This is a genomic window from Leptospira ellinghausenii (assembly GCF_003114815.1).
Classification (GTDB): Bacteria; Spirochaetota; Leptospiria; order Leptospirales; family Leptospiraceae; genus Leptospira_A; species Leptospira_A ellinghausenii.
The window spans coordinates 256,156-278,278 of sequence record NZ_BFAZ01000002.1 but is presented as its reverse complement, the minus strand read 5'-3'; the positions used below and the strand labels follow the sequence as shown (position 1 = coordinate 278,278).

The following is a 22,123-nucleotide window of genomic DNA, read 5'->3' as shown; positions in this document are numbered from 1 at the left end:
AACAAACTGAGCTAGCTAAAATTCCCAGTTTTTTTGTATTTTTTTCTAGAATGAAAAAAATTTCATTAGTTCGGAAAAAAAATAATTTAGCGATCGGATTTGTAAACGAATATTCAGTAATTTCGTTCGGATCCTACGTTTTTCGGGGGTTTTTCGCTCGTTCTCTGGGAAAATCGCTTTGTCTAAGAGAAAGGAAGAAAAAAACTCCAAATATGGCTGAAACCTCTACATTGAACCAAAGACCTGCCTCCTCCCTCCCTCTATTGGAAGAAATGGAAAGAACGTATAAAGACTTACCCATGGAAGCCATCGTCAAACAAGACATCTTAAGACAAGGGATTCACTTTTTCCCAGAAGCGTTTTTAGTCAAAGACCCTTACAAATCCAAAGACTACTTTATCTTTTCCTTTGATCATATCCCACTTGCAGACCTAAAAGATGGAGCAGATACCAAAGCCCCAGAAGAAATCAAAATCAGTGGTGGACATTTTGGACTTTTGAAAACCGTCATTTCTACCCGAAACAATCCCAATTCTCCTTATAAAATGAAACTCAAAGAGGGAAAACCAACTCTGTATTTAGAGGATACAGAAATTGGTACTGCAGAATACCCACCCATTCCTTCTTGGTACAGACACAAAACAAAATCAGGAAAACTTCCAGGTGAAATTGCACCCGTCATTGAATGGGGTTACCTTTTGTACTTAACCGTCTTTCGTAACTGCCAGTATTTTGGAAAAGACGAAGAATGTGCTTACTGTGATATCAACCATAACTACCGCCAACAAAAAGGAGCGGGGCGTCCTTATACAGGTGTAAAGGATGTAGAAGATATTTTAGAAGTTTTATCTTGGGTAGATGCAGAAGATGAGATTGCAAAAGTTTACACAATCACAGGTGGATCAGTCCTCACCAATCTAAAGAAAAAATCGGAAGTGGATTTTTACTTACAGTACCCTGAAGCCATTGAAGCAAGGTTTCCGAAACGATGGATGGGAAAACTGGTAGCACAAGCCTTCGAAAAGGAAGATTGCCAAAAATTCAAAGATGCAGGAATTCAAATTTACCATCCCAATTACGAAGTATGGGACAAAGCGCTTTTTGAAAAAATATGCCCTGGGAAAGCAAGTTGGATTGGATATGAAAATTGGATCCGAAGAGTGGTGGATTCTGCAGAAGTATTTGGACCCGAAAATGTAATTCCCAACTTTGTAGGTGGAGTTGAACTTTCTGAACCTTGGGGATTCAAAACAGTAAAAGAAGCTATCACTTCCACAAAACAAGGGTTAGACTTTTTTATGTCCAAAGGAATTGTGCCTAGATTTACAGCATGGTGCCCTGAACCATACACAACTCTTGGACAACAAGCAGGCCCTCCTCTAGTGTATTTTTGTGAACTTTTGCGCGCATGGAAAGAAACATTTGAATCTTATAGTTTACCAACCCCTCCAGGGTATGGCGAACCTGGACCTGGTAAGGCAGTCTTTTCAGTTTCTGCATTTATGGATGTTATAGGTTATACTGGACGAAATTAGTTCTTTCCATTCCATAGCTAGAAAGAAACTAAAGAACATGCGAAAGAGTTTTCTGGGATTGGTGTATGCCTCCATTGTCTTATGTTTTTGCCAGTGCCAAAACCCAGACTTCGATCGGAATTTACACTTCCGACAAGGTGTCTTAGACTTAACAGAAATCACCTTTAAAGAAGACACCGCTATCAATTTAGAAGGGGAATGGGAGTTGTACTTTGGGGAATTCCACTACCCTCCTTTCCATGGGAAAAAAGAACTCACAGGTTACCTTGCGATTCCCAATTCGTGGCAAAATGAAGAGTTTGGTGGAATTGAATTACCGAGAACAGGAAAAGTCACCTTACGCGCGTTCATCCACACCAATAAACAAACTGTAGGCCAAGAACTTAGGATTTATATTCCAGACATCGCGTCTTCTTATCGATTTTTTGCCAATGGAGTTCTCATTGGTGGACAAGGGAAACCTGGGATCAATCAATTTGATGATACTCCGAGGATCAAATCAAAGTATTATACTCTCATTCCTGACGATGAGGTAATTGAACTTGTGTTTCATATTGCCAATTATGAAAACAATTTTGGTGGGTTTTGGGGAGTTCCCATCTTAGGAAACAAATATGCATTAGATCGCGAAAAGATGTTTTCCAATGCGAGGGAATTATTTTTGCTCGGAGCCCTTTCACTTATCGGTTTGTATCATTTTGGGCTTTTCTTTTATAAACGAAAAGAAAAATCCATTTTTTACTTTGCGATCTTTTGTGTATTGCTTGGAATACGCCTTGCATTTACAGGTGAAAGGTATGTTTTGGAGCTTTTTCCAAAATTCCATTGGCCCACTGCATTTCGCATTGAGTTTGCCTCTTATTACTTTGCTGTTCCAACGTTTTTATTATTCATTCATTCTTTATTTCCAGAAGAATCAAAGGAAAAATATGTTCGTCGAGCAATCATTGTTAGCTGCATTTTTTCCCTTACCTTGTTTTTACCGATATCAGTATTTACCATTTTACTATATGGATTTCAAATCCTGGCATTTGTCATCATTGGGTATGTCATCCATATCAATTTAAAAGCAGTCATCAATAGCCGACCGAATTCAAAACTATTTTTGATTGGTCTACTCATATTAGCGTTTTCCGTTTCCTTTGATATTCTAAAACATAGTTTAAACAGCCGAGGGATCGGACTCACTCCCTACGCCCTATTATGTTTTATCTTTATCCAATCACTAATCCTCTCAAGTAGGATCGCAAATGCATTTGTACGTGCAGAAGAATTGGCAGAAAGTTTAAAAATTAGTAACGAATCTTTGTTAGCCGTAACAGAGAATCTGGAACAAATTGTTTCTGAACGAACTTACCAATTGAATTTTTCACTGAATCGTATTAAAAAAGACTTACTACTTGCAAAAAAAATCCAACAAAAGATCTTACCGGAAGATGGAATCAAGTTTGATCCTTTAAAAATACATCTCTACTTCCAACCCCAAGACGAAGTGGGAGGAGATTTTTATGATATCTTTGAATTGGATAATGGAACTGTTCGTTTTTTTGTAGCAGATGCAACTGGTCATGGAATCCAAGCGGCCCTTTACACAATGGCTATCAAATCTGAATATGAAGCTATCAAACGTTTTATCACCAAAACAGATGATTTAATGAACCATCTGAACCAAAAGATCCAAAATAAATTCTCAGGTCTGAAGATTGTGTTCTCTGGATTTTTATTGGACATTGATACCAAAACGAAAACAGTTTATTATTCTTCGGCAGGTCATCCGAATCAGATTTTCCAATCTGTTGGAAATCAAATCATATTAAACCGAACCGGGAATATCATTGGCTTAAAGAAGGACCAACCTTATACCCAAAAACAATTCCAAATTTTAGAAGGGGACCGTATTTTACTTTTTACCGATGGGATGTTGGAACAAAAAAATGAAGCCAGGGAAGAGTTTGGAATGGATCGGATTCAAAAGATTCTTTCTGATTTTCAAAACAAAGAATCAGAAAGAGTTCTCGCCGAACTAGTCATCCAATTGTTTTTATTCCAAGGAAAGGAAGAACAAGAAGATGACCAAACGATGGTGCTCATTGAATGGGAAAAAAATGATTCCAACCAAAACTCAATTTAAGTTTTGAATTCTCATTTATTTCTCTTGTATCATTTATTTTTTTAAGAACAAACGATCCACACCATTTTTTTCAAATTCAGAATCATATTTTTCTGCTTCTTTCGCTACTTTGGTTTCATACGTTTCTGGTGATAAAGCTTCCAATTCTTTTTCTGACATAGAAAGTTCTAAATCTCTTTGGGCAAGTTCTGTTGTGAGTTCAGTCCAGAACACATCATCGTTATATGGCTCTATATAAGATTCAAATACTTCTTGGAAATATTCTTCCGCGATGGTATACATTCCGTTTTCAGATACAATTGGACTATTTTCCATTGTTTTGGAAAGTTTTCCGAGTAAGGATTGAAGGAATCCATCCACACTTGGATCGGATTCTTCATGGGGAGCATTACTCACCCATTCAAATACGGTGAGTGCATCTAAAAGTTGTTTTGTTTCTTGTGGAGTGAGATCTAAATTCATAATTACCTGCTTTCCTTCCATAGAAATAGGTAAGGGAATGTGAAGCAAATCAAAGAATCACGGTAGACCTGTTTTCCTTATAGTTTTGGTAAATCTGTTCTACTATCATCCTAAAGTTAGGATCTTCTTTGAGGATTTCCAATTTTTCCTCCAAACTGAGAACAGAAAACTTTGGATGTAAAGCTTTGGTGACAGCAGGCTTCATATTTAATAAGTAAACATACAAGTAGTATTTGTCAAACACATTTTGCTATACGCTTGTTAAGTAATTATGTCACGATAAACAGAAACAATCCGTTTTACCCCCTCTTCCATTTCCTGATTCGGCAAAAAACTATAATTCATTCGGAAGAAGGCAGATTCAGTAGAAACCAATCGAAATTCATTTCCTGGCACCATCACTACTTTTTTTTCCATGATCCCTTTCATCATATCCCCTTCCGTAACATTTGGGTATTCAGTCCAAAGGAACATCCCTCCTTTTGGTTCCTCGAATCTAACTTCGGGAAGGTGGAACTTAAGAAGTTCTACCAAATGTTCTTTTTGTTTCATATAATACGATTGGATTTTAGAAAGGTGTTCCTTCCAATCCAAATGAGATAGGAGAATGTCCATCACAACTTGGGAAAATTGATTGGTGTTTAAATCATTCCCTTGTTTGGCATTTGTGAAAATTTTTTGGTACAACTCGGGGACAACAACCCAACCCAATCGAAATCCTGGTGAAATAATTTTAGAGAAACTACCCAAAACAAACGTTAGGTCCAATCTTTCTCTAAAAGAAGATATAGAAGGAAATACCAATCCTTTAAAATCCAAATACTTATAAGCTTCATCCTCAAATAAAATGACTCCATATTGATCCAAAAGTGATGCAACAACCTTTCTTTTTTCCAATGACCAAGTGACAGTCGACGGGTTTTGGTAACTTGGGTTTGTATAAAAACAATGGATCTTTTGCATCGAAAGGATTTTTTCCAGTTCCACAAGATTTGGTCCATCAAACTCCATAGATAATGGAATCATATTGGGTCTGTAAGGTGAAAAAGCTTGTAAAGCACCTAAATATACTGGGTCTTCCAATAAAAGATTTGTATTTACATCTAGAAATAATTTTCCAAGTAAGTCCAAACCTTGTTGCGAACCATGGGTGATGAAAATACGATTAGTCTGTACGGGAACATCCACAAAATCACTTTGGATCCTTTTTCTCAGTGATTCGTATCCTGTGGAATCCCCATATTGCAACGCAACTCGACTATAATTTCGAATTGTCTCTTCCGTTGCCGTTAATAATAAATTTTGATCTAATAAATTCGGATTTGGAAGTCCACCCGCAAATGACAAAAATTCAGAATCTTGAACTGTAATTTTTAATATCTCTCGGATGACCGAAGATCGAATTCCATTTGTCCTTTTTGCTAAAAATTGGTTTGCAAGATTCGTTTCCATACTTATACTTTATCAAGTATTGAAACATCTGTCCATATACAGATGAAAGTAACTATAGGTATACAGATGGTAAAAACAAAATACGAACAACTCGCCATTGATATAAAAAATGAAATTCGTTCAGGATTTTATTCAGAAAATGAAAAAATTCCATCCTTAAGAGAAATCCAATCCATTAAATCCTGTAGCCTAACAACAGCAAAAGAAGCCTATCGGATTTTGGAAGAAGAAGGTTATATTTACGTACAAAACAAATCAGGATACTATGTTCAAAAAAATATAAGTTCACTAATTCTAGGACCACAAAACGAATTTTATGATACAGTAGAAGCAGATGATAGAATCCAACAAATCATGAATACAGTGATGGATCCTAAACTCATCTCTTTTGGAGCCGCAATTCCATCCGAAACCTATTTACCAATCCATGAGTTAAACAATGCATTTAAAAAAGCACTCTTACACAAAGAAATATTTAGGTATGGTGACCTACAAGGAAACCTTCATTTGAGAGAATGGCTAGCAAAACGTAATTCCATGTTCGGTTACAGAGTTAGCTCAAACCAAATCCAAATCACGGCTGGTTGTACAGAAGCAATCACCTATTCGCTTATGGCAGTAACAGAACCAGGTGATACTGTCATTGTCCCGTCTCCCATTTATGTTGGATTATTCCAAATTTTAGAAACTCTTAAATTGAAAGTAGTCGAAATTCCCTATCGTAGTAAGGAAGGAATCAGTGTCACGGAATTTGAAAAACTCGTAAAACGCCATAAACCGAAAGTATTTTTGTTTGCTTCCAATTTTAATAACCCTAATGGAATTTTATTCAGTGATGAAACAAAACAACGATTAGCAAATTTATCATTCCAATATGGAATTCATCTTGTTGAAGATGATATTTATGGTGATTTGTATTTTGAAGGCACAAGACCAAAACCTTTGGTGAGTTTTTTCCCTCATACAAACAATGGTCCAAAATCATTTTTATGTTCCTCTTTTTCAAAAACACTTTCTCCTGGCCTTCGGATGGGTTGGGTTGTGACAAAAAATGGAGTCCATTCGGTTTCTAAAATTGCAAGAGCATTCAAAATTGCCGAGAACCATCCAACTCAAATCTGTGTTCTTGAATTTTTAAAAAGACAAACTTATGAAAGGCATCTAAAATTTTTAAGGTCTGAATATAAAAAATTAAGTAAAGAAACTATGGAATTACTCATCACACATAGTGATGGAAACCTCAAAATCACAAAACCAGATGGTGGATTTGTTCTTTGGATCGAATCCGCGTTAGATGGAGATAAATTATTATTAGAAGCAAAAAAAATAGGAATGGCGATTGCACCTGGATCTTTATTTGGACTCTCCAAACATTGGAATCATTTTTTCAGACTAAATGTTTCGGTCGGGCAATCATCCAAAATCCGAGAGAAACTGATACTCTTTGCAAATCGTTTTCAGAAAAATGGAAATCGAAAAAAAACTTTTTAGTTGCTCGTAAACGAAACCAAAATCAACTTTAGGAATATGTCTGAACAAGCGCGAAAGTATTTGGAAACTTCCCAAATCATTCCTTCCAAAGGTATGTCTTATACCATGTATGAAATTGAAGGCCAAGATACCATTTTGAGAATGTTAACCTTTATTCCCGATAATGACGAAATCCATATCTACCCTAAACCTCCGGTCAAAAAACTATATAAACCAGAACTTTGTAAAAAAGTAGAAGAAAACGAATTTTTAGGTCTTTGGTCGATGGGAGAAGAAAGAAAGGCAGGAAAATAGGTAACCTTGGCCCCGGACAGAATCGAACTGCCGACACGAGGATTTTCAGTCCTCTGCTCTACCGACTGAGCTACAGGGCCTCGGTTACGACCAAAGTATTTTTTCATAGCCCTCTGTCAACGAACCTTTGAATTTTTTGTAAGGACCAAAATGAAACCAAACCAAACGCTCAAACTTACCATTGTTCTGGCACTTTTCTACATCCTAGGTTGTGCTTCCGGACTCCACAAAACAGGCATTAGTATCGAAAGATTCAGGTCTGACTTAGAAACAAAATCGATTGTAGTTGATGATTTGGTCTGGAAGTATACAGAAAGACCTGGGAACGGAGAAACCCTCCTCGTCGTACACGGCTTTGGTGGTGACAAAGACCATTGGACTCGATTTTCAAGATACCTTCCTAAAAACATACGGGTAATCGCACCTGATTTACCAGGTTTTGGCGAATCAAGTAAACCCGAATCCATCCCTTACACCCAAGAAGCACAAGCAGTTCGTCTGCAACAATTCACAGAGAAGTTAGGACTTAGCGAATTTCACATTGCAGGCAATTCTATGGGTGGAGGGATTTCAGGACTTTTTGCAGCCAAATTCCCGAAACTTGTGAAGTCACTGATCCTGTTTGACAATGCAGGGATCAAAAGCCCTGTACCGAGTGAAATGCAAAGAATTGAACTCACTGGTGCGGAAAGCCCACTGCTTGTCAAAGACAAAGAAGATTTTGACAGACTGCTTCAGTTTACATTTGTAAAACCACCTTACTTACCATCGTTTCTAAAATCTTATTTTGCTGAAAAGTCTGTAGCCAACCGTGAGTGGAATGGACAAATTCTCAAACAAATCAGGAAAGAAGGTTATCTCTTAGAGTCACAACTCGATAAAATCCAAGCACCCTGCCTTACCATTTGGGGAAAAGAAGACAAGGTAATCCATTATTCGGTTATGGATGTGCTAAAGAAAAAACTAAAATCAAAATTGGAAACCGTTCTTCTTGAGAATATGGGCCATGCTCCAATGATTGAAGACCCACAATTGTCCGCCAAACTCGTACAAGACTGGATTCTCAACGGTACTCTAAACAAAAAATAATCTAAAAAAAACTTAAGTATTTTTTTTCTAAAACTAGATAAAAAAATACTTGTACTTTCACGGGTTTTTTATGTTATAAACCCGTGGCACTCGCTTCCAACAAAACATTAATTGGGATCACTGGATCAATAGGATCAGGGAAATCCACTGCACTTTCCATCTTTGGAGAATTAGGTGCAGTGACGATCAGTTCAGATGCGATTGCCCGAACGTTCACAGAACCAAATAGCCCTGTAAAATCAGACTTAATCTCTATTTTCGGACCTTCTATTGAAATGGAAGATGGTACGATCAATCGAACAAAAATTGCAGAACTCGCTTTTAGCAACGAATCAAAGTTAAAGTCACTCAATGCACTCCTCCATCCATTAGTCAGAAAAACTTTCCTCGAATTTTTCCAATCTCAAAAAGAAGGAAGTATCGTCGTTTGGGAAGTCCCACTCCTCTTTGAGACTGATGCTCACACCATTTGTGATTTCACTGTGACAGTTTACCTTCCCAAAGAACAAAACTGGGAACGAGTGAAACAAAGAGGTGGGATGGAAAAATCTGATTTCGAAAGAAGAAATGCATCACAGATGGACATTGAGGAAAAAAAGTCTCTCTCTGATTTTGTCGTAACGAACGATACTGATAGAGAAGGCTTAAAAGAACAAATCGTAATTATCTATAAAGAAATTCAAAAAAGGATTCAAAAATGAAAGAGAGAGTATTTTACGTTATCAATTTAGACAAACAAAGGATTGGAGTATTATCACTCTTTTTATTTGCTTTATTCTTTTCGATTTTCTTTTTGGGAGTCTCAGTAGGGAAAGGGAAAACAGACGAATCACAAACTTCCATGAAACCGTCTCTAACAACTGCAAACCCAGAGACAACGGATACAAATCTTCCATCGCCAGATTCATTGGCCAAAAAAGGAGAAGAGACTACAAATTTGAATCCGCAAGGAATGCAAGTTGCCTCCTCTTTGGTCCAAGGCACAAAACAAAAAGAATCCGTTTCTTCACAAGAAATTCCAATGGCTGATATTGGGAACCATCCTTACTACATGGAAACTTCAACAGCTAAGGATGAAGAGGAAGAAAAGAAACAACAAGTTGTTGATTTGACAAAATCAAAAGAACAAAGAAATGTTTATGTGGCAAAAGAAGAGAAGTTAAAAAACATTTCACATATTTCAAAAGGAAAAGAAAAACCGAATCATGTATCTTCCAACCTACCAAAATCGGTAAAGAGTAACGATGGAAAGTATTTGACCATTCAACTAGCTGCGTTTACAAACCGTAAATCAGCAGAAACATTTTTGTCCCAACTCCAAGCAGATAACCAAGGAAAACTCAAATCAAAATCCTTCATTGTTGTGAAAAATGGATTTTTTGTGGTACAACTTGGTAAATCCAAGGATAAGGATTCATTGTTAAAAACGTTATCTAAAACAAATATGCCAAAAGAAATTAAGGCAAAGGCAATGGTCATCCAATACCAACCATTATCATAAAAACACAAATCGTCTATCCTTGGCAACTTGGCTTTCCCGTAACTCATGGGAGAGCCTTTTCTTTTTTTTTAATGTTTACCTCCCCGAAACAAAAGTCCTCTTTCAAAAATAAATTCTATGGAAAGATCATTGGATTTGTCTAAAGGATAATATGGAAGAATCCACGATCCCCCACCACAGCCTCACCTATGGAACAAGTCGATTAGCACCCGCAATTAGTTTGGTGGATCGTGCAAAAGAAATTGAACTGGCGGAAGAATCTGTCAAACTCCATGTTCATGGAAAGTTGGAAGTCATTGCCAAACAAATTCGTGCTCTAAAAGAAGAAGCAGAACTCATACTCAAACAAGCAGAAAAGGATATCGAACTTCATAAGGCAAAATGCCAATTTGAAAAAAAACCAGGTCAGGTGATTTATCTGTATTCGAAAGATGAGGGAGATTATTTTTCCCTACTATCCCCTTTGGAATGGGGAGGAAATCCTCCGCATCCTTTTAAAGGGGCTTATACAATGAACCCTGACCGCAGTTTCTCAGAAATCAAAGAAAATCTCTAAAACAATTGTATTGTTCTATTTGGTGAATAAGGATGCCAAACTGGAAAGTTGAGATGTGATGTCTCCAGACGGTTCATTCCCATCAGGGGATAATTTATCAATGACAATTGGCAATAAATTTCCTACAAGTCCTGCGGTAGCGTCAGTATCAAGGCCCACTTTTTTAGCAAGTTCCTTTACGGAGTCATTTCCTAAGACTTTTAAAACGTCATCGGCACCGATGCTAACATTTTCACCCGTTCCAACCCAAGAAGCGGCAGCGTCTGCAAAACCTTTTTCCTTGAATTTTTGTACAATTCCCGATACCCCACCGTTCTCTTCGATGATCTTCTGGATCCCAGAGACAACTTGGGGATTGTTTTGGACTAGCTCTACTGCCTGAGCTGCGACGGCTTTTAAACTTTCAAAAAAACTCATGCGGAGTATGGTTGCTGAAGTAAAAGGAAAAGGAAAGATATTTTTTACTAAAAAACTCGAATTCTCTGAGGTCCAATTCCAATTATTGATTGCCATCCCTCATTCAAAATCAAAACATCAACTCATTGTTAGTTGTAAATAAAAAATGGCAAATCGTGTTTTTTTTATCATATTTAAGCGTAGTATTGTTGCCATTGGACTTTTTCTATTTTTATCCAATTGTTGGACAAATCCTTTAACCCACCCTCCTCTCGAATGTCTGATGAAGTTGGACAATTTCCTTTGCCCAGATAAAGATTTACTCAAACGATATTCACCTGGAATTTATTTATTTTTATTACCAGAATCTAGAGCTACTATTTCCAATCTGACAAATGACTCCATCGTAGAGACTGGCTTTGTTGTGGGAACTGCTCCATATGATGTCAGTTTTGTGAATGTGGGGTATGATGATGCCCCAACGACAAAAGTCCCTGTTGTCAATGGAAGTTGGCGTGCTGCTTTACCAGCAAAAGCGATAACGAACAGTTTTTGGACCTATGGAAGTTTGCACACTATTTATGTGCAAATCCCATTCGAAAAATCCAATACGATCCTTGTTCGTAAAGGTACAAATAAAGACACCAACGGGGATGGTTATCCTGATTTGATTGTGTCGGCGAATAATGCCGCGGCAAATATAGGATATGGATACGTATATACAACAAACATTGATACAAAACAATTGAATGCAACACCTATCACAAGTTTAACGGATGGGATCACACAAACCTATTTTGGTTCTCGGATTGCATCTGGAGATTTCAATGGAGATGGGTTTGCTGATGTGTTTGTTGGAGCTCAAGCTTACACTCCTGCTACCAATTATCTTGGCAAAGCCTATCTTTTCCTAAGCCGTGGTCAAACAGGTATTCCATCTCAAAATCTAAATTCGGGTGGATCAGCGGACGCAGTTCTTAGTGGATTGTCTGGAACAGGGAGATTTGGAACGAATATCATAGGAGCTGATATCAACAACGACGGGTATGATGATGGAATTTTTGCATCCCCTTGGAATGATGAGGTATTTATATTTTATAGCCATGGATCTCCAGCAATCAGTACACAGGATACCAATACTGCTGACTTATCTTATAAACCAAACGTAAACGATAATTTCGGATCGTATGCATTAGCAGGAGATGTGAACGGAGATGGTTTTTTAGACCTCGTTGTCAGTGCAGCTACCTATTCCTCTAGTTTAGGAAGGATATACATTTTTATTTCCAATCAAGGATTATTGCCATCATCTCCCCAGCAATTTTTAGTTGCTCCAGTTGAACCTTCCCCTGGTTGTGCGACGGGAACTGGTTGCCAATTTGGGGCAAATTTTGTATTGGATTATTTCAATTCGGATCGTTGTATCGATCTTGCAGTTGGTGGACCCACTTTCAATTCAAACCAAGGGATTGTTTTTGTATACCATTCCAATTGTGATTCCACGAGTCCCTATCAAAATCCGCCAGTTTCAACATTCATTGGACCTCCTACTCTTAGTTGTAATAGTAGTATTTGTTTGTTTGGAGGTAATCTTGCATCAGGTGATTCAAATGGAGATGGTTCACCTGATCTTTTGGTTGGATCTACTGGTGCAAGTTCTGGGATCGGCGACGTGTACTTAATATTAAACGATCCAAAAACAGGCTTTCGCAATATGGATTTAAGCGCCGGAGGATCATCGGCTAGTCTCTTTTCAGGTTCATTCGCAAATCGAAATTTTTCCCAAGGGATTAAATTCCAAGATACCAATGCAGATGGCCTACAAGATATAGTGATCTCTGAACCAACAACCACCAATCAAGTGTTTACATTTCATAGCATCCGAGGTGGAGTTCCAACGAACCAAAACCTAAATTCTGGTGGAGTGACAAGCCAAACACTGATCCCTCCTGCTGGAACTGCTTTTGGAAATACAATAGCACAGTTGAGAAACAAGGCAGAAGAGTATATGTTGGCGTTGGTAAAGAAAACTAGATTGTATATAGGTTGGATTTAGTTAGTTAGGATAGACTCAAACCAAAAACAAACAATGAATCTTGGGAGTTAAAAACACGTCCCAAGGATAATATTTTTCTCCCAACTCTTCCATATCACTCCACGACTGCATGTGGGAAATAAATACCTTGGTAATCCAAAGACAAAACATTTTGTTTATTCACTTCCACATATTGGTATTTGTTTTCATTGATTTGTTTTACCTTGTAGTAGGTTTTGTTTCCAATAAAGTCTGTATCCAATAAAATAGGATCGGTAATTTCTAATGTGACGAGTTCAAATTCACAATCTTTTAACCAGTTGATTTTATTTTTCACATAGAATTTATCGATGATGCGGTGGAAGGTTGCAAATTCATTTGTGATTTCGACATGGATATTTAACTCTCCATTCTCTAGGGGAATTATTTCCAAGTAATAACCAGATTTCAGACGACACTCTTGGTTTGTAGGATTTGTCGCCGCCGGTATCGAAAACAGTTTTGCAGAATGTAGATGGAATACCATCCCCAAACATAAAAATAGAAATAAAACGATTACCTTTTTAGATAACATACAATTAACCAACCTTCACATAACTTAAAAAAGATTGGCCGAAAAGAAAGATATTTTTGATTCAATTGAGATAAAATTAGAAGTTTGAGACAAGTTATTTGGCATCCAATTGATTCTTTCTATTTGGTTTATTTGGAGTAATGAAGACCGATTCGATTCCCTTCGGTGTCTAAAAACAAAGCATAATTCCCCATTTCTGGACTAATTTCCGTTTTTTCTAACAGAACTTTACCACCATTAGGTTCAATCAAACTAAGAACAGTTGTTAAATCATTACCAGCATTTAAATAAACCAAGACACCATCAGACTTTGGTTTGTATTCCTTTCCTTTTGTCAGAACTATACTTGGACCTGTTTGAGTAGATGGAAAAACACCTAATTCCGTATCACCCATCTCCATTTGTTCAATTTGAATCGAAAAAATCTTTTCATAAAATGCGATTGCTCTTTTCACATTTGTAACAGGGATTTCCACGATTGATATAATAGGATTCATTTCTTTTCCCCCCTCTTTCCCACTTTGAATGTTTGTATTTGAACCCATTTCATTCGAATCTTTACAATTCATAACCAACATAACCACAAAAACCAAAACAAATATTTTCTTCATTCTGATACCTTTTATAAAGTAACCTTTTAATTTGATACCACAATTATATACATTTAGTTTGGATTGAATTGTAAAAAATCGACAATTCAATTTTTTTGGTAAAAAAGTTTGGATAACTGAAAGTTTTCATTTTGCAAAAACTGTTTCGGACTTTCTCCTGTGAACTTCTGAAAATCTTTGATAAAATGGGACTGGTCATAATAATCAGATTCATATGCAATTTGAGTGAGAGATTTTTCTTCCTCACATAACATTAATTCAATTGCAGTTTGCATACGAATCATTTTTCCTAATTGTTTTGGCGAAATACCAATATGTTTCAAAAACTTACGTTCCATTTCACGGATTTTTTTAGGATCATGATTCCAAATTGACAAAACCGATTGAGATCCTTTTTCTTTTTGTAAAGTCTCCCAAGTTTTTTTTACCACCCTCTTTTGATTTGTTTTATTTGTTAACCGTGCAAACAAAAAAGATTCCATAATTTTGATTCTATCTTTTGTATAATTGGCATTTGTAAGATCTAAAGATAATTTCTGAGCAATTTCTTTTCCAAAAAGAATGGAAATATCAGTTTCGGTATTTACCAATTGTTCCATAGGAACTGAATGGATCATCGAAAATCCATAGGGATAAAATCGTACAGCAAAACTGTCGACAAAACCCATTGGTTCAATTTCAAAAGGTTTTGTAATTTGGCCTATGACCATTGCCTTCGGTTGGATTACAAAATCAGATTGATTCGTGTATCGTTTGATCCCATCGCCAAACAAAAATGCTAATTCAATACAACCATCGGGAACAATTTTTTGTTTTTGTGGTTGATTTGATTTTGGTACTTTTAAAGACCAATAACATTTTACAAACGATCGTAAATCTTTGTGAGGTAGATAGGTTTTGTATTCCATATGACTCATTATTTTGATTCGTGGATGAATAAATTTTTATGAAAATCGAGATTCGAATCTTCCGGGAAACTCAAAATTTTTTGGCTATAAATTCCGCCTTCACATTTGATTTCCATTTGGTAGGAAATTCTTTTGGGAGAAACTGTAAATAAATAGATTAAATTTCCGTTTTTAACCTGACTACCGGTTTTCTGAATTAAAATCCGATTCACAGAATCATAATTAGAATAGAGGTATACCAAACACTCGCCTTGATACTCTCTCAAAAGCCCAGACTTTTCCCGTAGTAATATTTTTTCTTCTCCCCGAATCAATCCGTCACAACCTAATACTCCAAATATAATTAGAAAGAATAGAATTCCATACGAAAGTTTCCCATCTGAATGTTTCAATTGATCTCCTCTTCAGCATAAAAAATAAACTTATGATCAAATTGGTATTCGTAATAAAGTATTTGTTCTCTAGGTGTTACCACCTTTAGCTCGTTTGTACCTTTCTTTTGTAAAGAACCATCAAACTCGAGTAAATTACGAACACAAAAATACTGGTCATAACCTGTCGTTTGTTTCCATTCGTTCTTTGGATACCGTTCTGATTGGTAGAATGGTAATTTTTGCCGAATCCGATTTCCCTTTTTATAATAAGAGTAAGGATATAAATATGAGATTTTTGATTTTGGTTCGTTTCCATTCCATTCAAATTGATACTGTTCCTTATCCTCATCGATTTGGATTGGTTTTGTTTGGTCGTAACAATATTCAAAAAGGATCCAAACAGAAGACTTATCTTTGGAAACAGAATCAAACAATTCCTTATAATTGAGTATGTGATTGTTTGGGTCAAATAGAAGAGCATCCAAATTTTCTGGTTCCAGATAAAAAGCAGTTTGTGTATAATGCCAAGTACCATAATAAGAGGCTTCTAACATCCGAATTCCGCCAATTGATTTGAGTCGGTAATCAGACGTTACACCTGGCGAAACGATCGTCAGATAATAACGAGAAGAACAAAGCGGAAAGAGAAAACAAAAGAGAAAAAAACCAATATTTCGAATGATCATCTTTTGAATGTATATCTCTTAAATTACATCATACCGCAGGAAAATACAATTCCATTCCATTGAGTATCACAGGCTCTTAGATCGTTTGGATTGATGATTCTACAAACTTGGAATAATTTCCAAGCATCAGAACAAGCTTTACTCGATGAGCCAGTTTCTTTTTCGGTATTGAACTCACAGTTGGTAAGACATAAAAAACACATAACGAATGTAAAGACATAAAGACGCATAAACCAAAGACCCTCTTAAAGTTAACTCATTCACTACAAATTTGGTATATTTTCCACCTAACAAACCAGTGAAGGCAAGGAAATTTTAATTTAACAATGGGAACTGCTCGTGGGAACATAGAATTAGTTAGTTGGCTTATGATTCCAATATTCTTCAGAAGCGATTTTGCTTCGGGATTTGCCTCTTTCGCTGCTAACACTTCCTGTGTTTGTTATGCTCCGAGGCACGGTTCCCTTCGGCGCATGCCATCCAGGCATGCTTGTCTGAAATGATTGCTCGCTATGGGTCGCAACCATTACAGCTCAGGGAACTGTTCAAGCCCCTCCGGGGTTGATGATTCGTTTGAATGTTGGTGAAAAAATGAAGGTTGTGTTTTGCGGGCGGAGGGACTTGAACCCCCACGCCTCACGGCGCCAGAACCTAAATCTGGTGCGTCTGCCAATTTCGCCACGCCCGCATTGTGGTTGTATAAGCAGGTTTTTGTACTAGGGAATTCTGTCTAGTGAGATTTTGTGATTCACTTGCCTTTGTTTTGGAATTTTATAGTACTGTCAGATACCTATAGGATAAGTCCGATGAACATACTTGAATTTATGCAAAACATCTCCACCCAAGTGTATCTAAGGGGAGATGTTATCTTTCGGGAAGGGGACGCACATGACGGAAGTATGTACTGTATCATGAGTGGAATGTTTGCTGTCACCAAACGGATGCCAGATGGTTCTCAAGAAGTAATCAAAGGACTTGGTCCTGGTGAATTTTTTGGCGAACTTTCACTCATCACAAGAAGGCCAAGGGCCATGACAATTAGTGTGGTATCTGCCAATGCGCGGGTTGGCATTTTGCGAGATGACCAATTCGAAAAACTGGCTCGTATCAATACTCATTTTTTATTCCAACTTACCAAAAGTACAGTCGAAAAACTCCACCGAGCAGAAGCGAGACTCGCTGAACTCGACAAAATGATCGAAGAAATCCAAAAGGAGGAAACCAAATGAATGTAGAACACCTCCGTAAATACATCACTGAAGTGCGCATTGACCATTTTGCCCAAGGAACAAAAGTATTTTCTGAAGGGGAAGAATGTAACGGTAAAATGTATTTTGTTTTTTCTGGATTGTTACAGGTTTATAAACGGAAAGCTACTGGCGAAGAACAATATGTAAGAGATATCAAACCTGGAGAATTTTTTGGTGAGATGGCTCTTGTATTCCCTTCTCCAAGAGCAGCTTCCATTGTAGCAGCAGCAGAGGATACAAAAGTCGGAATCATCACCAAAGATATTTTTTTGGGAATGGGAAAAGAAAGCCCCGGGTTTTTATCAGTGATCCTTCACAGCATTATCAATCGACTAACAGCCGTAGAAGATTCGATCTCTGAAAAACAAAAAGAATTGCATATACTAATCAATGGAATCCACCAAAAAGAGGGCGAAACAACGATCACAGAAACTGTCACAAAGACTGAGGACAACACACAGGATTCTGAACAGCTTGAAGGTGAAACAGGAAAACTAAAGACTTAAGTTCTCCTGTTTCAAAATCCAAACTTCAAAAATAAGTTGACTAAACGATAAAAAAGCAGTTTTATTTTCGGGTGACATTTCGGTTCTTCAATTACCCTATTCCAGTTTTACTTGTAACTCTTGGTTTTTTTGCCGTACCATTTGTTATATTTTTTGCCATTGCATCCCTTTATGATTTGGACATTGATCATGTGGGAATGATCCTCACTCGGATCCAACCATGGCAGTATGTTTTTTCGTTTTTAAGTGCCATCATTGCCTATGGTCTGATCACCAAAAAGAAGTTTGGTTATTACCTTTTCCTTTGTTTCACCTTCCTCATTCTTACCTATAATTTTTGGATGGTTCTATCCGTTTCCCTTGGGAAAAAATTCTTCCTCGCAGGCATTCGTATCAAAACTGACGACATTGTTTGGAATATGGGAATCACAACCATTCTTCTTGCTATTGCCTTCTATTTTTTGAGAAGAGAAATTGCAGCTCCTTATTTAAGCACCACAAGAAGAGGATGGCGCACAAAATACAGAGAAACACATCCCATACCTTTCCATTGGACCAATGCCGATGGAGAAAGAGAAGGAGATGGACTCACCATCAATATTTCCAAAAATGGTGTGTTACTTCCGTTAACCAAACATCATTTTTTAAACCCAGGGGATCCGATAAACCTTCTCTTAAAATTAGAAAAGGAAAATAGAGAACCAGCATCGATTTCAGTGCAAGGAAAGGTGGTTCGCATCGATAAAGAATCGGATGGAACAGAAATTGCGGGCGTACAATTACAATTTCTGATCGCACAAAAAGAAGAAAAACAAATTTACGATTCGTTTTTACACCGAGTGTTTGCTCCTCGTTACCCTGTTTCTAACCCAGTGCAATTTTTCCAATCAGAAGACAAAACATACAATGGAACCCTACTCAATGTTTCGTTAGAAGGTTTGTACATCGAATCGGATATAGTGTTTTCTGCTTCCGAATATTGTCGTGTTAAAATCCAAACCCGTTCTGGTGAAATTGCCGTAGGTGGTGTTGTTAGGTGGTCTAATCCCCAAGGGAAATATGGAAAACCAAAGGGTTTTGGGATCCAGATTGATTCCATCGAAAACAAAAACCTATTCCGAGTTTGGATATGGAAACAAAGGTTTAAATTATTCCACGGTAGGTAATTGTTAGTCGTTTATGTAGAGGGAATCGGCAAGGACCAAATCACCTGGGCTTGTCACTTTGGTATTGTGAAAATCAGTGTCGACAATCCCTACCCTTCGTTCTCCCATCCAAGTGCATAAATCTGTAGGGTGGTGTTTGGAATTGTTTGGTAGCGAATCCATGAATAGTTCTTTTAACATAAATCCAGCCACTGCCTGAGGGGTTTTCACAGCATACACTTCTTCCCGTTTTAATGGTTCCTGTGAATAGTTTTGGTGGAGTTTCACCCGGACTAAACTTTCTGTTACAGGACAAACTAAGGATGCCCCGCCAAAGATTTTTGTTTGTTCCACTAATTGGTAAAGTTCGTTTTGTTTGAAATTGGGACGAGCAACATCATGGATAAAGAATATATCTTTCTCATCATAAGAAATCGATTGAATTCCATTTAAAGTGGAAAGGTGCCTAGTTTCTCCTCCTTCCACAATGTTGTCGTTAGGTTCTAGTAAATCTTCTAATTCTTTTTCTGTCTCCAAAACCCAATTGGGATGGGACACAACCGTGATGGATTTTAAGAGTCCAAACCGCCTGAATCGTTTGACCGAATGCCTAAGGAGTGATTCTCCCCTTAGTTTTAAAAATTGTTTAGGAACATCAGATCCCATCCTGCTCCCCGTTCCACCGGCAAGCAGGATCGCATATAGGTTGTTCATTCCACCACTAAAATTTCGTTTCGGAAGATTTCCATCACAGGTTCTTTTTTACGGATGAGTTTTGGAGTTCCATCTTTTCGGATCAAAACTTCTTGTGTCTCAGGAAAACTATTGTAGTTCTTCGTGGACATACTGGAACAATATGCTCCAATTGCTTCCATCACTACGTAATCACCAATTTCAGCCTCACCCATAAGCCTTGTGATCGGTTCCCCTCCTTCTTTTTGAGTGAATACATCTCCTGATTCACAACAATGGCCAACGACAACATACTCTTTGTTAGACTGAGGTGTTCCAGTATCTTTTTTAACAGTAATGAGGGGATGGCGTGCACCATAGAGTGATGGCCTAGTATTTGAATCCATCCCCGTATCCAATTTTAAAAACTGGAATCCATTTTTTCCTGTGTCAACTTTGTCATCTACTGTGGTAAGAAGGGCCCCACAGAGGGCAATGAGGTAAGTGCCTGGTTCAATTTCTAAAATGAGTTTCCTTCCATGTTTTTCGGCAAATTCTTCAAATTGGATTTTAACAGGAGCACCTATCTTTTGTAAGTCGGTTGTTTTTTCATCTTCCATCCGTCCAACTTTGTATCCACCACCAAGACTCACTACAGTGACAGTTGGGAAACTTTCTGCATATTCGAGTGTATACTTGGCAACAGCCTTCCAAACTTCAGGATCACTTCCCGATCCAATATGTGTGTGGACTTTTTCAACAACGAGGTTGTATTTGTTTACGATTGCTTTGACTTCATCCAGTTTTTCATGCCAAATTCCGAAGGAAGAAGTAACTCCACCCACATCAGTTTTTTTGGTATGACCAGAACCAAGGCCTGGATTAAAACGAATGGATACCGATTTTCCTGGGAAGGTTTGGCCAAAAAGTTCCAATTGGCGGAGAGAACAGGCATTGAACTTCACACCCTTTCCAATGAGTTCGGCAAATGCTTTTGGAAATTCTTGGGAAGTGAGCATGATGGACTCAGGAGAAAATCCAAAGTGGAGAGCACGCACCACTTCGTGTTCTGAGGAAGCATCGATGAGGATGCCTTTTTTTTTCATGATTTGTAAGATATTGGAATTTGGATTTGCCTTCATGGCATATCGGACTTGTAATCCGAATGCATTCGGAAATGCCAATGTGTCATCGCATTTTTGTTCAATTTCTTTCTCAGAATAGACAAAGAGAGGGGTACCAAATTCTTTTGCCAAAGCTCGCACTTGGTCTTCTTTCAAAAACTTTAGTTTTTCGATTGATGTCATAGGATTTAAGATAAACCTTTCAATAGGTTCCAATCCATAAAGTCAAAAAAGTAGAAAATGGCAGGAAAGATCACACATATTGAAGCACTCTCCCAAGTGAAAAAACACTTGGAACATGGCAATGCCACTCAAAGGAAAATTGCCAATTTACTCTCTAGGCCTGATGTGGCATCGTACGCCAACTTAGGTGCAGTTGCCCCGGATATCTTTTATTTCTACCATGTCTTACAACCCAAACGTACAAAAAAAGCTGCGTACTTTGGAGACCTGGCCCACCACCACAATGTGGCAGAACTGATCTTAAGTTTCCTCGACCAGGTTTACGACACCGAAATGGGTTTGTACCGGGACAGATTCCTTGCCTTTACACTTGGTTATATCTGCCATTGTGTTGTAGATATCCAAACCCATCCATATATCTTTTATATCTCAGGCGATTACTATAATAACGATAAGAAGATTTCCTACCAAGCCCAAGTGAACCATATGAAAGTGGAATTTGGTTTGGATACTTTACTCATCAACCACCGTTGGGGAATGAGTGCAAGGGAATATGATTTTCCACAATACATTGATATCCGCCACCGAACTGTTGGGATCAAAAACAAAATGGACCCAGTCCTTTGGAACTTTTGGTTGCAGTCCTTAAAAGAAACGTTTCCAAAAGAATTCCAAACTTCTTACATTGGATCCGAAAAAAAAATCATCCCAGGGGACATCTTAAATGAATCCTATCTTGGGTTTTACCGTTTCACTTCCACACTTGATTCTCGTAGTGCTTTTATGCGAGGACTTGTAAGTGTAGTGGATGCACTTACTTTTCATAAATACAATGCCTCCGTTCTGATGTTACCAACACTTGAGGCGATCAATCCTAAGATCATGAACGACGAAAAAAGAGAATGGTTTTACCCTGCCGATCCCAATCGTAAGTTCAATGATTCCTTCATTGATTTACTGAACCAAGCAAGCCAAGCAAGTAAGGAAATTTTAACCAGAGCCTATGAATATAGTTTTTCACCTGAGAGCCGTTCTAAGATTCTGGATTCACTTGGTGGTTATAATTTAGATACTGGCCTTCGATACCACGGAATTGATCACATGAAGGAATTTTCCCCGCTGGTATAGTGGGAATTTGAAAAAGGAAA

Annotated in this window: 24 protein-coding genes and 2 tRNA genes; 13 read left to right on the top strand and 13 right to left on the bottom strand. The window is 37.6% G+C overall.

Features of this window, described 5'->3' with window-relative positions; translation table 11 throughout:
* Window positions 1–212: 212 nt before the first annotated feature.
* Together DI076_RS01865 and DI076_RS01860 are read left to right on the top strand one after the other, a co-directional pair.
* Complete coding sequence (locus tag DI076_RS01865) at window positions 213–1,535, top strand: radical SAM protein (RefSeq protein WP_108958416.1); 1,323 nt, start codon at window positions 213–215, stop codon at window positions 1,533–1,535.
* Window positions 1,536–1,572: 37 nt separating this feature from the next.
* Window positions 1,573–3,666, top strand: coding sequence for a PP2C family protein-serine/threonine phosphatase (locus tag DI076_RS01860; protein WP_108958325.1), 2,094 nt, complete (start codon window positions 1,573–1,575; stop codon window positions 3,664–3,666).
* Between the two features lie 33 nt (window positions 3,667–3,699).
* On the opposite strand, the gene DI076_RS01855 is transcribed toward DI076_RS01860, so the two are convergent.
* Window positions 3,700–4,128 carry a hypothetical protein gene (locus DI076_RS01855; protein WP_108958324.1) on the bottom strand — a complete coding sequence of 143 codons (429 nt, stop codon included), beginning with the start codon at window positions 4,126–4,128 and terminating at the stop codon, window positions 3,700–3,702.
* Between the two features lie 261 nt (window positions 4,129–4,389).
* The gene (locus DI076_RS01850; protein WP_108958323.1) at window positions 4,390–5,580 is read right to left on the bottom strand and encodes an aminotransferase-like domain-containing protein; all 1,191 of its coding nucleotides are present in this window, start codon (window positions 5,578–5,580) and stop codon (window positions 4,390–4,392) included.
* Window positions 5,581–5,646: 66 nt separating this feature from the next.
* On the opposite strand from DI076_RS01850, the gene DI076_RS01845 reads away from it, so the two are divergent.
* Both DI076_RS01845 and DI076_RS01840 read left to right on the top strand, forming a co-directional pair.
* Complete coding sequence (locus DI076_RS01845; RefSeq protein ID WP_108958322.1) at window positions 5,647–7,071, top strand: aminotransferase-like domain-containing protein; 1,425 nt, start codon at window positions 5,647–5,649, stop codon at window positions 7,069–7,071.
* A gap of 36 nt (window positions 7,072–7,107) precedes the next feature.
* On the top strand, window positions 7,108–7,365 hold the full coding sequence (locus DI076_RS01840) for a hypothetical protein (protein WP_108958415.1): 258 nt from the start codon (window positions 7,108–7,110) through the stop codon (window positions 7,363–7,365).
* A gap of 7 nt (window positions 7,366–7,372) precedes the next feature.
* Here DI076_RS01840 and DI076_RS01835 read toward each other — a convergent pair.
* Window positions 7,373–7,445 (bottom strand) — tRNA-Phe (locus DI076_RS01835).
* A 70-nt stretch (window positions 7,446–7,515) separates the two neighbouring features.
* Here DI076_RS01835 and DI076_RS01830 point away from each other — a divergent pair.
* The 4 genes from DI076_RS01830 to DI076_RS01815 all read left to right on the top strand — a co-directional run bounded on the left by DI076_RS01830 (window position 7,516) and on the right by DI076_RS01815 (window position 10,511).
* Window positions 7,516–8,454, top strand: a complete 939-nt coding sequence (locus DI076_RS01830; RefSeq protein ID WP_108958321.1) for an alpha/beta fold hydrolase — start codon at window positions 7,516–7,518, stop codon at window positions 8,452–8,454.
* 83 nt (window positions 8,455–8,537) lie between these two features.
* Window positions 8,538–9,155, top strand: coding sequence for a dephospho-CoA kinase (coaE, locus tag DI076_RS01825; RefSeq protein ID WP_108958320.1), 618 nt, complete (start codon window positions 8,538–8,540; stop codon window positions 9,153–9,155).
* A complete protein-coding gene (locus tag DI076_RS01820; RefSeq protein ID WP_108958319.1) occupies window positions 9,152–9,955 on the top strand; it encodes an SPOR domain-containing protein in 804 nt (267 codons plus the stop codon). The genes coaE and DI076_RS01820 overlap by 4 nt, the downstream gene beginning before the upstream one ends.
* A 151-nt stretch (window positions 9,956–10,106) precedes the next feature.
* Complete coding sequence (locus DI076_RS01815; protein ID WP_108958318.1) at window positions 10,107–10,511, top strand: DUF2452 domain-containing protein; 405 nt, start codon at window positions 10,107–10,109, stop codon at window positions 10,509–10,511.
* Between the two features lie 15 nt (window positions 10,512–10,526).
* Here the strand turns inward: DI076_RS01815 and DI076_RS01810 are convergent, their stop codons facing one another.
* Complete coding sequence (locus DI076_RS01810; RefSeq protein ID WP_108958414.1) at window positions 10,527–10,928, bottom strand: YidB family protein; 402 nt, start codon at window positions 10,926–10,928, stop codon at window positions 10,527–10,529.
* A 145-nt stretch (window positions 10,929–11,073) separates the two neighbouring features.
* Between DI076_RS01810 and DI076_RS01805 the strand changes: the two genes are divergently transcribed.
* Window positions 11,074–12,963: a VCBS repeat-containing protein gene (locus DI076_RS01805; protein ID WP_245918202.1), complete on the top strand. Its 1,890-nt coding sequence runs from the start codon at window positions 11,074–11,076 to the stop codon at window positions 12,961–12,963.
* A gap of 94 nt (window positions 12,964–13,057) precedes the next feature.
* Here DI076_RS01805 and DI076_RS01800 read toward each other — a convergent pair whose 3' ends face one another.
* From DI076_RS01800 to DI076_RS01775, 7 genes are all read right to left on the bottom strand, one after another.
* Entirely contained in the window at window positions 13,058–13,516 is a 459-nt protein-coding gene (locus DI076_RS01800) for a hypothetical protein (RefSeq protein ID WP_108958317.1), read from the bottom strand.
* A gap of 128 nt (window positions 13,517–13,644) precedes the next feature.
* Window positions 13,645–14,127, bottom strand: a complete 483-nt coding sequence (locus DI076_RS01795; RefSeq protein ID WP_167396491.1) for a VOC family protein — start codon at window positions 14,125–14,127, stop codon at window positions 13,645–13,647.
* Window positions 14,128–14,213: 86 nt separating this feature from the next.
* Window positions 14,214–15,035, bottom strand: a complete 822-nt coding sequence (locus tag DI076_RS01790; protein ID WP_108958411.1) for a helix-turn-helix domain-containing protein — start codon at window positions 15,033–15,035, stop codon at window positions 14,214–14,216.
* 8 nt (window positions 15,036–15,043) lie between these two features.
* Window positions 15,044–15,427 (bottom strand): hypothetical protein, encoded by a 384-nt coding sequence (locus tag DI076_RS01785; protein ID WP_108958316.1) that lies wholly within the window; start codon window positions 15,425–15,427, stop codon window positions 15,044–15,046.
* Window positions 15,424–16,095 (bottom strand): hypothetical protein, encoded by a 672-nt coding sequence (locus DI076_RS01780; protein WP_108958315.1) that lies wholly within the window; start codon window positions 16,093–16,095, stop codon window positions 15,424–15,426. Before DI076_RS01780 ends, DI076_RS01785 begins: the two co-directional genes overlap by 4 nt.
* Window positions 16,096–16,118: 23 nt before the next feature.
* Window positions 16,119–16,325 carry a hypothetical protein gene (locus DI076_RS20045; protein WP_135358368.1) on the bottom strand — a complete coding sequence of 69 codons (207 nt, stop codon included), beginning with the start codon at window positions 16,323–16,325 and terminating at the stop codon, window positions 16,119–16,121.
* A 376-nt stretch (window positions 16,326–16,701) separates the two neighbouring features.
* Window positions 16,702–16,783, bottom strand: a tRNA-Leu gene (locus DI076_RS01775).
* A gap of 118 nt (window positions 16,784–16,901) precedes the next feature.
* Between DI076_RS01775 and DI076_RS01770 the strand changes: the two genes are divergently transcribed.
* From DI076_RS01770 to DI076_RS01760, 3 genes are all read left to right on the top strand, one after another.
* On the top strand, window positions 16,902–17,324 hold the full coding sequence (locus DI076_RS01770; RefSeq protein ID WP_108958314.1) for a cyclic nucleotide-binding domain-containing protein: 423 nt from the start codon (window positions 16,902–16,904) through the stop codon (window positions 17,322–17,324).
* Window positions 17,321–17,851, top strand: coding sequence for a Crp/Fnr family transcriptional regulator (locus tag DI076_RS01765; RefSeq protein ID WP_108958313.1), 531 nt, complete (start codon window positions 17,321–17,323; stop codon window positions 17,849–17,851). The genes DI076_RS01770 and DI076_RS01765 overlap by 4 nt, the downstream gene beginning before the upstream one ends.
* Before the next feature lie 71 nt (window positions 17,852–17,922).
* Complete coding sequence (locus tag DI076_RS01760) at window positions 17,923–19,017, top strand: PilZ domain-containing protein (protein ID WP_108958312.1); 1,095 nt, start codon at window positions 17,923–17,925, stop codon at window positions 19,015–19,017.
* Between the two features lie 3 nt (window positions 19,018–19,020).
* On the opposite strand, the gene DI076_RS01755 is transcribed toward DI076_RS01760, so the two are convergent.
* Both DI076_RS01755 and DI076_RS01750 read right to left on the bottom strand, forming a co-directional pair.
* Complete coding sequence (locus tag DI076_RS01755; protein WP_108958311.1) at window positions 19,021–19,710, bottom strand: IspD/TarI family cytidylyltransferase; 690 nt, start codon at window positions 19,708–19,710, stop codon at window positions 19,021–19,023.
* Window positions 19,707–20,975 carry a diaminopimelate decarboxylase gene (locus tag DI076_RS01750; RefSeq protein ID WP_108958310.1) on the bottom strand — a complete coding sequence of 423 codons (1,269 nt, stop codon included), beginning with the start codon at window positions 20,973–20,975 and terminating at the stop codon, window positions 19,707–19,709. The genes DI076_RS01755 and DI076_RS01750 overlap by 4 nt, the downstream gene beginning before the upstream one ends.
* A gap of 57 nt (window positions 20,976–21,032) precedes the next feature.
* Here DI076_RS01750 and DI076_RS01745 point away from each other — a divergent pair, with 57 nt between their 5' ends.
* Window positions 21,033–22,103, top strand: a complete 1,071-nt coding sequence (locus tag DI076_RS01745; RefSeq protein ID WP_108958309.1) for a zinc dependent phospholipase C family protein — start codon at window positions 21,033–21,035, stop codon at window positions 22,101–22,103.
* Window positions 22,104–22,123 lie beyond the last annotated feature (20 nt).

Coding starts and splice junctions, on each gene's coding strand:
- DI076_RS01865 (WP_108958416.1), top strand. CDS start 213: ATGGCTGAAACCTCTACATTGAACCAAAGACCTGCCTCCTCCCTCCCT.
- DI076_RS01860 (WP_108958325.1), top strand. CDS start 1,573: ATGCGAAAGAGTTTTCTGGGATTGGTGTATGCCTCCATTGTCTTATGT.
- DI076_RS01855 (WP_108958324.1), bottom strand. CDS start 4,128: ATGAATTTAGATCTCACTCCACAAGAAACAAAACAACTTTTAGATGCA.
- DI076_RS01850 (WP_108958323.1), bottom strand. CDS start 5,580: ATGGAAACGAATCTTGCAAACCAATTTTTAGCAAAAAGGACAAATGGA.
- DI076_RS01845 (WP_108958322.1), top strand. CDS start 5,647: ATGGTAAAAACAAAATACGAACAACTCGCCATTGATATAAAAAATGAA.
- DI076_RS01840 (WP_108958415.1), top strand. CDS start 7,108: ATGTCTGAACAAGCGCGAAAGTATTTGGAAACTTCCCAAATCATTCCT.
- DI076_RS01830 (WP_108958321.1), top strand. CDS start 7,516: ATGAAACCAAACCAAACGCTCAAACTTACCATTGTTCTGGCACTTTTC.
- DI076_RS01820 (WP_108958319.1), top strand. CDS start 9,152: ATGAAAGAGAGAGTATTTTACGTTATCAATTTAGACAAACAAAGGATT.
- DI076_RS01815 (WP_108958318.1), top strand. CDS start 10,107: ATGGAAGAATCCACGATCCCCCACCACAGCCTCACCTATGGAACAAGT.
- DI076_RS01810 (WP_108958414.1), bottom strand. CDS start 10,928: ATGAGTTTTTTTGAAAGTTTAAAAGCCGTCGCAGCTCAGGCAGTAGAG.
- DI076_RS01805 (WP_245918202.1), top strand. CDS start 11,074: ATGGCAAATCGTGTTTTTTTTATCATATTTAAGCGTAGTATTGTTGCC.
- DI076_RS01800 (WP_108958317.1), bottom strand. CDS start 13,516: ATGTTATCTAAAAAGGTAATCGTTTTATTTCTATTTTTATGTTTGGGG.
- DI076_RS01795 (WP_167396491.1), bottom strand. CDS start 14,127: ATGAAGAAAATATTTGTTTTGGTTTTTGTGGTTATGTTGGTTATGAAT.
- DI076_RS01790 (WP_108958411.1), bottom strand. CDS start 15,035: ATGGAATACAAAACCTATCTACCTCACAAAGATTTACGATCGTTTGTA.
- DI076_RS01780 (WP_108958315.1), bottom strand. CDS start 16,095: ATGATCATTCGAAATATTGGTTTTTTTCTCTTTTGTTTTCTCTTTCCG.
- DI076_RS20045 (WP_135358368.1), bottom strand. CDS start 16,325: ATGCGTCTTTATGTCTTTACATTCGTTATGTGTTTTTTATGTCTTACC.
- DI076_RS01770 (WP_108958314.1), top strand. CDS start 16,902: ATGAACATACTTGAATTTATGCAAAACATCTCCACCCAAGTGTATCTA.
- DI076_RS01765 (WP_108958313.1), top strand. CDS start 17,321: ATGAATGTAGAACACCTCCGTAAATACATCACTGAAGTGCGCATTGAC.
- DI076_RS01755 (WP_108958311.1), bottom strand. CDS start 19,710: ATGAACAACCTATATGCGATCCTGCTTGCCGGTGGAACGGGGAGCAGG.
- DI076_RS01750 (WP_108958310.1), bottom strand. CDS start 20,975: ATGACATCAATCGAAAAACTAAAGTTTTTGAAAGAAGACCAAGTGCGA.
- DI076_RS01745 (WP_108958309.1), top strand. CDS start 21,033: ATGGCAGGAAAGATCACACATATTGAAGCACTCTCCCAAGTGAAAAAA.